The organism is Williamsia sp., assembly GCF_016462415.1.
In the GTDB taxonomy this organism is placed as follows: Bacteria; Actinomycetota; Actinomycetes; order Mycobacteriales; family Mycobacteriaceae; genus Williamsia_A.
In genome coordinates, this window is the sequence record NZ_JAEMTF010000016.1 from 39,863 (window position 1) to 51,467 (window position 11,605).

An 11,605-nucleotide genomic window follows, 5' to 3' on the forward strand; every position below is an offset into this window, starting at 1 on the left:
GTCTCGATGCGAGCGCAGGTCACTGGCGTTCGGTGCCGCGGCGGTAGAAGAACACCGCGGCTGCGGTGAAGATCGCCGCCCACACACCGATGTTGGCGACGGCGACCCACAGCGGGATGTGCTCCCCGTAGACGGTGTCGCCGCCGGTCATCGGGTAGTTGGCGAGCGCGTTGATGCCGAACATCGGGGTGAACATCGAGAACGTCAGCATCGCGCCCTGCAGTGGGACGAACACGTTGCCGCCGAACGCCAGCAGGGTGAGCACGCCGCCACTGACCTGCATCGCGGCCTCGGACTTCAGCGCACTGCCGATGGCCATGCCGAACGCGGCGAACACCGACGACCCCAGCCATCCGAGCAGGATCGAGCCGACCCAGATCGCCACGGGCGCGCGGGCGCCGGTGAACGCGCCGACGATCGACAACAACAGCAGCGGCAGTGCCGCGATGGACATGGCGACCATGGCCTTCGACGCGACGTAGGCGAGCGGCGACAACGGCGTCAGCCGCAGCGTGCGCGTCCAGCCGTCCCGCTGTTCCAGCGCCACCGAGGCGGCGTTGGTCGTCGTCGCGAGGATCGAGCCGTAGACCGCCATGTGCACCATGACGTAGGCGGCGGTGTTGGCGTGGCCGATCATGTCCGAGCCGTACTTCTGGGTGGCACCGAACACGATGTAGAGCAGCGTCGGCATCGCGAGGGTGAAGATCATGGCGCGACGGTTGCGTAGGACCCGGCGTACGTCGAGCCGCACGTACGTCGGGGAGAAGCCGCGCAGGGCTCGGGTCGTGGCGGCGGGTGTGGTGAGGGTGGTCATCGGGTCTTCTCCGGGGTGGCAGAGGTGAGGGCGACGAATGCGTCCTCGAGGTTGTGGGCGACGATCTCGAGATCGTGGGCGGCGTCGTGGTGGAAGAGGAACCGGGCGACGGTGTCGGAATCCTCGGTGGTCAGGTAGACGCGACCGCCGCGCACCTCCGTGGCGGTGACGTTCGGGGCGTTGGCGATGATCCAGTCGATCCGGTCGGCGTCGGCTGCGGCGGACACCACTCGGCCCGACGCCCGAGCGCGGATCTGTGCGGTCGACCCGTCGGCGACCACCCGTCCGCCGGCGATCATGACGATGCGGTCGGCGAAGTCGTCGGCCTCCTCGAGGTAGTGGGTCGCGAAGACGATGGTGCGCCCGTTGCCGGCGTCGTCGCGCATCGCGGCCCAGAAACCCCGGCGGGATTCGACGTCCATCCCCGCCGTCGGCTCGTCGAGGACGATGAGGTCGGGGTCTCCCAACAATGCCAGCGCGAACTTCACCCGCTGTCGTTCCCCACCAGAGCATTTGGAGACCTTCCGGCCGACGATACCGGCGATGTCCGCGCGGGCCATGACCTCGGCGGGATCGACCGAGCCGCCGTACGTGGAGGCGACGATGGCGACCGTCTCGCCGACGGTGAAGTCGTCGAGCAGACCGCCGGTCTGCGTCACGGCGGAGATGCGGCCGGCAGCAACGGCGTCGGCAGGACTACGGCCGAAGAGCTCGACACGTCCGGAATCGGGGGTGCTCAGACCGAGGATCATGTCCAGCGTGGTGGTCTTGCCGGCCCCGTTGGGGCCGAGGAACGCGACGACCTCCCCCTGACGGATGGCGAGGTCGACGCCGTCGACGGCGCGCACGACACCGCCTCGGCGATCGGAGAAGGACTTCGTCAATCCTTCGGCGCGGAGTGCGAGTGGAATGTTCATGGTCATGACAGTGCGCCTGCGAGGGCGAGGGCGACGGGATCAGATGTCACCGATGGCACATGACGGATGTCATGGGCGATGGTGAGCTGGCGTAAGGATCGCCGGGCCGTTATCGTACGCGTGACAAGTTGACCGATCGCGGCCCTTCGGTCTGCGCCGGATGTGAAGGACGACCCCAGGTGCGATTCGTCTGCCGTGCGGCAATGAGTCTGGCCGTTGCGGGTGCGCTGCTGATCACCCTCGCCCCGGCCACCACGTCCGCCGCACCCACCCCGACGCCTCCTCTTCAGAAACCGGTGCCCGTCGCGGGCACGCCCTGTGGCGAGCACGCCATCGCGGTGGCTGCGGTCAAGCGAGAGGTCGATGCCCACAACAGCGCTCCGCATGTGTTCGTACTCCCCGCGCAACAGGCCGCGTCGGACCGGTACAACCGTGAGAAGACCGAGATCGGTAAGCGCCAGGACATCCTGATCAAGGCTCTCAACGACTGTGTCGACTTCCTGAACGCGCTGGACCTGCCCGGTGATGTCCGCCGTCCGCCGGATGACTTCATGTCCCGTGCCGCCGCGGCGATCGAGGCGATACCCGCGAACTACGTCGAACCCAAGCCCGCGTTGCGGACGCCCGACGGGATACTCGCGCCCCCGCGTGAGCTGCTCCCGTTGCTCGGTGTGTTGCAAGCCGCGATACCGGATGGGTCGAATCCGTCGCAGCTGCCCAAGGCCGAAAAACCTTGGGTCGGATCCCTGGACCCCTCCATCAGCGGGGCGAACGAGACCGTACCGGCGAACGCGGACGGTAGCCCCGCGGTGGTGCCGATGCTCAACGCCACGCCGACACGCTTGCTCTACGTCGACGGGTTCCTGAAGCTCCCGCCGCAGTACATGTACTTCATCCTCACCGCGCGGGCGAACCTGGCCTGGGCCACCCCACAGGGCGTGTTGATCCGCTCCTCGTCGGTGATCGCCGGCCTCAGCGGCGGATCGCAGTCCTGGATCGACCGAGCGGACGCGAACGGGGACTACTTCGCGACCGCGATGGGCAATGCGCTGCCCGGTTTGCAGGCGACTCTGGACGCCGTCCGATGACCTGGCGACCCGGTGACCAGAATGGTCCACCCGGTCCGGCGTGGGGCCCGTCGCCGTACGCGTGGGATCAGCCAGGTGGGCCACCGACACCCCCGTACGGCCCGTCCACCATGTCGCCCCATAGACCCCCGCGACGCCGACGCACTCGACGTCTGATCATCCTGATCGTGGTCGTCCTCGCGGTGGTGGGCGGGGCGGTCGGCATCACCGTCGCCGCGACATCCGGTGGAGGCGAGTCCCAGGACGGGGCGATCGACAAGGCCGTCACGACGTACACCTCAGCCTTCGCCGCCGGTGACGTCAACGCTCTGCGCTCGTCCACCTGTCAGGCAGACGCCGGACGGTTCGCCGAACTCGGCGCGCGTGGTGGACCCCCCACAGTTCGACCGAAGACCACCGTCACCGGCGTTCGCACCTCGGGTGACGATGCCGCCGTGACCGTCTCCCAGGGCTCCGCTGCTCCCATCACCGTGTACTTCCGGAAGGAAGGTGGCGCCTGGAAAGCGTGCCCCTCGGCGGTCTCGAGCTTCCCGACGCGATGACGAACCACGCCAACAGCAGGGAAACGAGGTCGTGATGACGATGTACCCGCCCCACGGTCGCCCGAGGCGCGGACCGGTGGTGCTCGCGGCCCTGGTGGTTGTGGCCGTGGTCGCCGCCGGTGTCGGGTTGGCGGTCTTCTGGTCACCGCAGGTTAGTGGCAGCGCCGTGCCGATCGCCGAGAAGCCCGGATTCGTCACGGTGGACGGTTCACCGGTCGCATTCCGAGACCTGCCCCGCATCGCGCAGGCGACGTTCATCAGGTCCACCGACCCCTGTGGGTTCATCACGCCGGAGCAGCTACGCGCGATCGGATCCCCGGCGACGCTGGAGCCCGATTCCATCAACACATGTCAGGCGTCGATCAACGTCGGCCAGAAGTACGACGCCGATGTCTACATCTCGTTCGCTGTGCGGCCGCCGGATGAGGACAGTTCCAACTCGAAGTTCTTCACCGAGACCATGTCCGACCAGGCGGTCGTGTTCGAGGACGGGAGCCTGGACTGCACCGCGTCGATCGAGATCCAACCGCCGGCGGACCCACGATTCACCGCGCGTGGCGACACTCCCGGGATCACCCGCCCGGCGACCGCGGTGTGGTTGCAGATCAAGCGGTCCACGAGCGACGCCTCACGCCCCGGCTGTGATCTGACACGCAAGCTGGCGGCGCCGGCCGCCAAGACGGTGTCGAGCAAACAGTTCCCCGTCCGCAAACAAGGGCCCCAGGTGGCGCCCATCGTGGGTAGGGATCCCTGCGCGATCACCAGGAAGCTACCCGCGGGGACATCAATGACAGCTTGGCAGCCGAGCAATGACACCGGGGTCAACAAATGTGCGCTGACCCTCGGGACGGAGAAGTCACCGGTGGCCGTCAACGTCGTCTACGCCCTGCGGACCGAGGGCGGTATGGCCAGCGACCGCGAGGGACTGACAGCCTCCGACATCGGGGGCCGCACCGTCTTCTCGCAGGAGCAGAACGGTGGCTGCGTCTTCACGACCACAGCCGGGAAAGCGACATCGTTCGCCGGAGGCGGCTCGACGGAACCGACGCTCTACTACCCGATCGTCGTGGTCGGCGGCCCGTGCGACACGGCCCGCCAACTGCTGCCCATCGTCGCGACACTGGCCGAGAAATGAGGAGGGCCATGCGCCGGCGACCCGCGGTACTGACACTTTCGGTGTGCCTTGTCCTGATGGCCTCGGCCTGTGGCGGGGGTTCGGGCCTGTCGCCCGACGGCCGATCGCTCCCCGCCTCCGGGCAGACCGGGCAGCCGGTCGCGGCGGCACCCGCTCTGCCCGACTACCGAGCGAAACTGCCTGCCGAACAACGACAGCGCTACGAGTTGATGGACAAGTACCGGACCATCGACGCATGCGGTTTCGTGGATCCGGCAGCGGTCAATCGTTTCCTCTCGGCACCGCTCTACGTAGGACCGACCTCACTGACCGGCCCGGTCGGATGCGCGTTCAACCTCAATCCGACGAAGACCCCACTCGGGATCGATTCCTTCACGGTCGAGACCGGGGCCATCCTGGAGCCGAACAGGAAACCAAGCGAGATGATCGCCGGAACCGGCGTCTACGCGGACCGCCTGGGCGCCAGCTGCACTCTCAGCGTGAAGTCGGCGACCGGTCTCCTCGTGGGGTTGCGGACCTCGCAGGCCGGGCAGACGCAACTGTTCGGTCCGGCGGTCGACGTCTGCGGCCCCATCCGAGGGGTCATCACCGCATCGCTTCCCCGACTGCGGATGGCCACCCCACCCGCAACCGGCGTGATGCGCTCGAAAGGCGCACGGCTGGACCCCTGCACGGCCATCGCCGGCGTGCTGGACAAGTTCCCCAAGGCGACCTCGCTCACGGCAGAGTCGCAGTACCAGTTCACTAACACCACCCAGTGTCAGATCTCGCTGACGGGCGGGTCGATGCTGGACGAGGACAACAAGGCGACAGTGGGCATTCGCCTCGTACCCGACACCGACACCCTCCTCTACGACGACAGCTACAGCTCGATGCGCGTTCTCGGTGTCCCCGGCAGCGAGGGGATCAACCAGTACACCAAGTGCAACGTGGAAGTCCGTCTGGGCGACGATCAACCCCGCATCGCGACCACGTCGTGGACGACGTTGAAGATCTTCGACGTGAGCGAGAAAGACACGGAGGACCTCGTCGACTCGGTCAAGGTCGACGGCACGGACTGCGCCACCGCCGAACGCATGGCGGTGGCCGTCACCGCCGCCTACAAGGCGATCAGATGAGCGAGAGTGTTCGACGGTGATTCCCTGTCGGGATTCCGTGACACCCGACAGGTCCGCAACCCGATGTCTGTGACATCTGACGTCTGATTCACTTTATCGGCCGATCGCCCGCACGTACCGACCCGCGGCGTTACCGTCGAAACGCGGGTCCGGGGAACGATGTCCCGCGCGACGAGAGGGATTCGCTTCGATGGTCTTCACCGCCCACGGGCCCGAGTCGGGCCGAGAACCGGTCGGCGAGGACGCCGACATGCCCTGGCACTCGACCCGCGGATCCCGCCGATCCCGCACCCTCAACAGCTATCTCGGGCTGGCCATACCGGCTCTGAGCTCGGGCTTCGGGCTGCGTTCGGTGGACGCCCGCACAGCCCCCTCCCCCGCGATGATCAAGGCGTATCGCCCGGTCGTCAACCAGTCGATGATCCGGTTGAGTCCGGTTCCACGTGGAACATCGGTCTCGCAGGTTCGCGAGCGGCACGGCGTGCGGGGCGAATGGGTGCACGGTCGGGGCGTCACGCCCGGCGGCACGATCATCTATTACCTGCACGGCAGCGGCTTCGTCGTCTGCTCTCCCCGCACACATCGCGGGCTGGTGTCACGCCTGTCGACGCTCACCGGTCTCCCCGCGTTCAGCCTCGACTACCGGCTCGGGCCCGAGCACCGGTTCCCCGCCGCGGGTGACGACGCCATCGCGGGGTACCAGTGGTTGCTCGACAAGGGTTATTCGCAGAACCAGATCGTCGTCGCCGGCGACTCGGCCGGCGGTCACATGGCGCTCGATCTGCTCGCCCACAACCACGCTCTCGGCATCGGCCAACCCCGCGCCATGGTGCTGTTCTCGCCGCTGTCCGACCCGACCTTCGGATTGTCGCTGGCCCGGCAGAACGGCGGACACCGTGACCCGATGATCGATGCGCGGCTCGGGGCCAACGTCATCCGGATGTATCTCGGGGACATCGCCGATGATCATCCACGGCTGACCATCCCCGTCACACCGGACATGGAGCTGCCGCCGACGCTGATCCAGGCCGGGTCTCTCGAGGTGATGGCCGACGACGCCCGCGACATCCACCACCGCCTGACCGCGGCGGGCGGACGCAGCGAGCTGCAGATCTGGCCCGATCAGACCCACGTGTTCCAGATGTTCCCGCTGTTCGCGCCGGAGTCTGCTCGAGCGGTCCGGGCCGCGGCATCGTTTGTCACCCGCCAGTTCGACCGACCACGCGCGAACGCCGCGGTCGAGGACCGCGGCGGCGCGTGACGATCTGACCACTGATCAGCGGGTCATCATCACCGGCGAGGTGACCGGCGAGACCGCTGCACCCTGCGTGGCGGCCAACTGCGTGCGCAGTGCCCGGGACCGGGAGACGAGACCGACGACCCGGACCGCCACCATGGTCAGCGCCCAGATCACGAAGAACGGTGCGATCGCCTCGGCGGTGAGGTGCATCGACATCATGTGTTCACCGACCCAGTTCTGGAACGTCGGGATGTCGGACACGGCCCAGACGAATCCGATCCGCGCGACCATCGCGACGAGCCAGACGGCGACGAACGCGCCGCCGCAGCGGGTCATGATCTGCCCGGTGGTCCGGTCGGCCCACATCGCGGTCGACGCGTAGGCCAACGCACCGAACACGATTCCGATCACCGCGCCGACGAGATAGAGCAGCACCGAGTTGTGGTCGGTGGGTGCGTCCTTGAGGTAGGAGTAGCCGAATCCGGACACGGCCAGGATGGGCAGGGCGATCTTGTGCCATCCGAAATGCCTTGTGCCGTACTGGGTGGCCATCATGAGGGCGAAGATTCCGCCGCTGATCTCGACTGCCTGCGTGAGGTCGGACATCGTTACTCCTTGGGTTGTCCCGGTGGGCCGGTGCGACCGGTGTGTCGCTCGAGATCAACTCTGCTGCGACGCGGCCGAAAGCGGATCGACCCCGCAGTGGAGCCCGGGTGGAGAAATCCCTCCACCCGCGGGTGGAGGACGAATGCGCCCGGTCGATGGCATCGTGTTCACCTATGCGCGTTCCGAACCTGTCCCGACTGGCCCCGCCCGTACCGGCCGACGGTCACCAGGGCGCGGGGATCACCGATGCGACGATGGTCCGGCTGCTGCCACTGATCAACGTTGTCGTGGTTGTCTGGGCGTGGTTCACCGTCTCGCCGCTCGGCTTGTCGGGCTCGGGTCTCTACGGGCTGATCCTGATGATCGTGGGTTCGTTCGCGATGTCGCTGCGGCTGTTGCCGTCGAACGTCCTGGCGTTCCGGCAGAGCTTCGTGGCCACCCTCATCGGCGCGGTGGTGGCCGGTCTGCTGTTCGGGTTCGACTCGTCCAGTGCCGCAACGGCCTTCGCGCCGATCATCGCCGGCACGGCGGGCTTTCGATTCACCCCGGTGCCGGCACTGACCATCGCCGTGATCACCTCGGCGACCGCGTTTCTCGCCACGGCAGTCCACTACGACGGCATCCCCTACTGGGCCCTGATGGTGGGACTCGCCGTGCTCATCGGGATGACGCGCCGTGACCGCAGCGAAGCGCTACGCCTCGCCAGGGAGAAGGTGGAGCAGACCGAGCGTGCCGTGGCGTCGGAGAGTCGAGCCCAGGTGCTCGCCGAGCGGGCGCGGGTGGCCCGCGAGATCCACGACGTCCTCGCCCATTCGCTGTCGGGGGTGAACATGCAGCTCAACCTCGCCGACGCGCTCCTCGAGGACGGTCGGGCCGACGCCGGACGGAAGGCGGTGGCCGTCGCCCAGACCCTGGTGACCGACGGGCTCGTCGAGGCCCGCAAAGCCGTCTACGCGCTGCGCGACGAACGCCGCGACCTCGTCGCGACCATCGAGGCGATGTCGCTGGGCAGCACCGAGACGGTCACGGTGACCGGCCGACCGCGGGCGATCGACAGCCAGACCAGCGGACACCTCGAACGCATCGTCGGCGAGGCGTTGACGAATGCGCGCAGACACGCCCCCGGTGCGCCCACTACGGTGACCGTCGAATTCGGGACTGATCTACTGACCATCGAGGTGGTCAACGCGACGACGGGAGATCAGGTGTTCGACGACGGTGCCGGTGTCGGTGTGACGGGAATGCGCGAGCGGGCGGCCGAGATCGGCGCGCGGCTCACGGTCGTGGGCGACGGGCGCAGCTGGACCGTGCGCGTGGAGGTCGACCTGTGACCACTGGTCCGACCGCAGCCGCGAATCCGACCGAGCCGATCCGCGTGGTCATCGCCGATGACCAGGCCACCATTCGCGACGCGCTGGCGGCGATGCTGGATCTGGTGTCGGACCTCTCGATCGTCGCCACCGCCGCCGACGGCGCCGCACTGGTCGACGCGGTGCGCGAACACAGACCCGATGTGGTCCTGACCGACCTGAGGATGCCGGTGATGGACGGCGCCGACGCCACCCGCACGCTGCTGGGCGAGAACCCGGAGTTGCCGGTCATCGTGCTCACCACGTTCGATGACGACGAGTCGGTCTTCCGTGCGCTCGACGCCGGCGCGCGCGGTTATCTGACCAAGGACGCCAACCGCCACGAGCTCGCCGCGGCGATCCGATCCGCGGCAGCCGGACAGTCCGTGCTCGATCGCACTGTGCAGCAACGACTTCTTCGCGGTGCCCGCGCCGGTGCCGACGATCCTGCCACCGCCCCTGCGAACGACCCGGGACTCGACTCCCTGACCACCCGTGAACGAGAGGTGTTGACGCACATGGCGGACGGATCGACCAACCGCGAGATCGCGGCGACGTTGTTCGTCAGCGAGTCCACCGTCAAGACCCACATCAACAACGTGTTCGCCAAACTGGCCCTGCGCGACCGCGCCCAGGCGGTCGCCTACGCCTACCGGCACGGGCTCGTCTCGGAGTAGATCGGAACGGTCCCGCCGGAGCCGCGCTCCGCGGAGCGCGCGCCACTCTGGTTGTCAGTGGTCCTCGATACCATCACCGCAGTACATAACTGCATGTCATCGGGGGAAAACATGACGGTCACAGCCATTGCGTCGAAACGCTCCGCGGAGAGCGGGGACGACGCTCACGACATCTTCGATCACGCGAGCCCGGGCGGCCTGTCAGATGGGGCTCTCACCGAGCGCGTCGTGGGATACGCCAGTCAGATCGCGGCCCTGACCGCCCGGTTCCTCGATCTGCTGCGAGAGTTCGACACCCGTGGGGTGTGGTCCGGGGAGGGCATCAATTCGTGCGCGCACTGGTTGTCGTGGCGCACCGGGTTGTCGCTGCGCGCGGCGCAGGATCATCTGCGTATCGCCCATGCACTGCACGACCTGCCGCAGATGCACGAGGCGTTCGCCGAGGGCCGGCTGTCGTACTCGAAGGTGCGTGCTCTGACGCGGGTGGCGACCCCGGACCGCGAAGAGGAACTGGTGTCGGTGGCGCTGTCGGCGACCGCAGCACAGGTCGAGAAGATCGTCCGATCGATCAGACACATCGACCGGAGCGAGGACGAATCACGTAGTGGCCACATCGAATCGACTGCTCAATGGCGGTGGAACGACGACGGGACGCTCGCGGTCACGATGCGTCTCGCGCCCGTCGACGGAGCGCGATTCCTCGCCGGTGTGGTGCGCAGCGAATACGAACGGACCCGCACCGCCGACGACCCCGATGTGCCCCTCCCTGACTCCGACGACACCTCGGGTGACAGCGCTCCGCGGAGCGCGAGTGGAGCGGTCGATCTGTGGCGCCACGTCCCGTCGAACATCGCTGACGCGGTGGTCGCGATGGCCGACACCGCCCAGACCGTGATCGCGATGCCCGAGTTCGCACCCGGCGCGGAGGTCGTGATCCACAGTGAGACAGACGCCGACGCTGATTCTGCTCAGGCGCATCTCGATGCCGGGCCGGCCATCACCGGCGCTGAGGTCGACGAGGCCTCGTGCGGCGGGTCGACCCGGCGGGTCACACACAGGAAAGGCCGCAAGGGTGTCGCCCTCAAGATGGGTCGCAAGCGGCGTCTGCCCACGCGTGCTCTGCTGCGGGTGGTGTTCGAACGCGACCGCGGATGTCGACATCCGGGGTGCGGTCGGACGCGTCATCTGCATGCACACCACGTCCGGTTCTGGCGAGACGGCGGCACCACCGATCCCGACAACCTCATCATGCTGTGCTCGACGCATCACCGTGCGTTGCACCACGGGGGGTTCTCGATCCGCGCCCTGGGGGCACAACAGTTCTCGTTCCACCGCACCGATGGCTCGCTGATCGAGGTCGCCCCGGCCACGCAGGCGCCGGCGAACTGGCGGCCAGACGCCCACATCGCACCCGACGCGGTCGAGCCCGTCGGCGGTGGACGACTCGATCTCGGCTACACCCTCGAAGTGCTCTACGCGGCTTGGGAATGGCGAGAAGGTCAACTGACAACTCCGATCGCCGCGTGATCGCGCTCCGCGGAGCGCGATCGGCGTGTCTAGGGCAGCGAGTCCGGTGACAGAGCCAGCCGACACACCACCCCGGAGTGATCGCTGAGACGATGGCCCTCCGAGTGCCCCGGCCAGGTGCGCATTTCCGTACACATCAGATCGGACGCGATGTGATCGATCAGCGGGCCGTGCTCCACGTCACCCGCGGTGTGGACAACCCACCGGTCGAGGACTTCGGCGAGCCGTGCGGCGACACTGACCGGCTGCCTCCCTCGAGGGACACGTTGGTTGAAGTCCCCGGCCACAACGGTCGGAACGGTCGCGTCGAAGCGGGCGACAAAGGCCTCGAGCTGGTCGAGACAGTCGAGATGCTCCGACCATGTCGTGGCGTCTCGCCTCCCGGTGCTTACATGGGCTCGCGACCACGGAATACACACGGCGAGAATGCGTATCGGCCCGTTCGCCGCAGCGGTGAGTGCGCTGATCACACGGCCGGCTCCCCCGCCCGTGGTGATGCGCTCGATGTCGGTGAGTGGCCACCTCGACCACAAGATCACCTTGCGGCGGTCCCGCTGCTGACCGTAACCCCAGTCGTCGCCGCCATCGGCAA

The 11,605-nt window shown here is 67.6% G+C and carries 12 protein-coding genes; 8 read left to right on the forward strand and 4 right to left on the reverse strand.

The features are described 5' to 3' along the window. Window positions 1-19: 19 nt before the first annotated feature. Both JHC79_RS06435 and JHC79_RS06440 read right to left on the reverse strand, forming a co-directional pair. Window positions 20-814: an ABC transporter permease gene (locus tag JHC79_RS06435; RefSeq protein ID WP_296389337.1), complete on the reverse strand. Its 795-nt coding sequence runs from the start codon at window positions 812-814 to the stop codon at window positions 20-22. Continuing rightward, window positions 811-1,731, reverse strand: a complete 921-nt coding sequence (locus JHC79_RS06440) for an ABC transporter ATP-binding protein (protein WP_296389338.1) — start codon at window positions 1,729-1,731, stop codon at window positions 811-813. Before JHC79_RS06440 ends, JHC79_RS06435 begins: the two co-directional genes overlap by 4 nt. 203 nt (window positions 1,732-1,934) lie before the next feature. Here JHC79_RS06440 and JHC79_RS06445 point away from each other — a divergent pair, with 203 nt between their 5' ends. From JHC79_RS06445 to JHC79_RS06465, 5 genes are all read left to right on the forward strand, one after another. After that, complete coding sequence (locus tag JHC79_RS06445; RefSeq protein ID WP_296389339.1) at window positions 1,935-2,819, forward strand: hypothetical protein; 885 nt, start codon at window positions 1,935-1,937, stop codon at window positions 2,817-2,819. 167 nt (window positions 2,820-2,986) lie between these two features. Next, complete coding sequence (locus JHC79_RS06450) at window positions 2,987-3,361, forward strand: hypothetical protein (RefSeq protein WP_296389340.1); 375 nt, start codon at window positions 2,987-2,989, stop codon at window positions 3,359-3,361. Between the two features lie 34 nt (window positions 3,362-3,395). Further along, window positions 3,396-4,496 (forward strand): hypothetical protein, encoded by a 1,101-nt coding sequence (locus JHC79_RS06455; protein WP_296389341.1) that lies wholly within the window; start codon window positions 3,396-3,398, stop codon window positions 4,494-4,496. Between the two features lie 8 nt (window positions 4,497-4,504). Continuing rightward, window positions 4,505-5,614, forward strand: a complete 1,110-nt coding sequence (locus JHC79_RS06460; protein ID WP_296389342.1) for a hypothetical protein — start codon at window positions 4,505-4,507, stop codon at window positions 5,612-5,614. Window positions 5,615-5,804: 190 nt separating this feature from the next. Beyond that, window positions 5,805-6,875 carry an alpha/beta hydrolase gene (locus JHC79_RS06465; protein WP_296389343.1) on the forward strand — a complete coding sequence of 357 codons (1,071 nt, stop codon included), beginning with the start codon at window positions 5,805-5,807 and terminating at the stop codon, window positions 6,873-6,875. A gap of 15 nt (window positions 6,876-6,890) precedes the next feature. Here the strand turns inward: JHC79_RS06465 and JHC79_RS06470 are convergent, their stop codons facing one another. Next, the gene (locus JHC79_RS06470; protein ID WP_296389344.1) at window positions 6,891-7,460 is read right to left on the reverse strand and encodes a hypothetical protein; all 570 of its coding nucleotides are present in this window, start codon (window positions 7,458-7,460) and stop codon (window positions 6,891-6,893) included. 173 nt (window positions 7,461-7,633) lie between these two features. Between JHC79_RS06470 and JHC79_RS06475 the strand changes: the two genes are divergently transcribed. The 3 genes from JHC79_RS06475 to JHC79_RS06485 all read left to right on the forward strand — a co-directional run bounded on the left by JHC79_RS06475 (window position 7,634) and on the right by JHC79_RS06485 (window position 11,013). Beyond that, window positions 7,634-8,791, forward strand: a complete 1,158-nt coding sequence (locus JHC79_RS06475; protein WP_296389345.1) for a histidine kinase — start codon at window positions 7,634-7,636, stop codon at window positions 8,789-8,791. Beyond that, window positions 8,788-9,486: a response regulator transcription factor gene (locus JHC79_RS06480; protein ID WP_296389346.1), complete on the forward strand. Its 699-nt coding sequence runs from the start codon at window positions 8,788-8,790 to the stop codon at window positions 9,484-9,486. The genes JHC79_RS06475 and JHC79_RS06480 overlap by 4 nt, the downstream gene beginning before the upstream one ends. A gap of 228 nt (window positions 9,487-9,714) precedes the next feature. Further along, the gene (locus JHC79_RS06485) at window positions 9,715-11,013 is read left to right on the forward strand and encodes an HNH endonuclease signature motif containing protein (protein ID WP_296389347.1); all 1,299 of its coding nucleotides are present in this window, start codon (window positions 9,715-9,717) and stop codon (window positions 11,011-11,013) included. Between the two features lie 29 nt (window positions 11,014-11,042). Here JHC79_RS06485 and JHC79_RS06490 read toward each other — a convergent pair. Next, window positions 11,043-11,605, reverse strand: a 563-nt coding sequence (locus JHC79_RS06490; protein ID WP_296389348.1) for an endonuclease/exonuclease/phosphatase family protein, incomplete at its 5' end; no start/stop codon positions are given.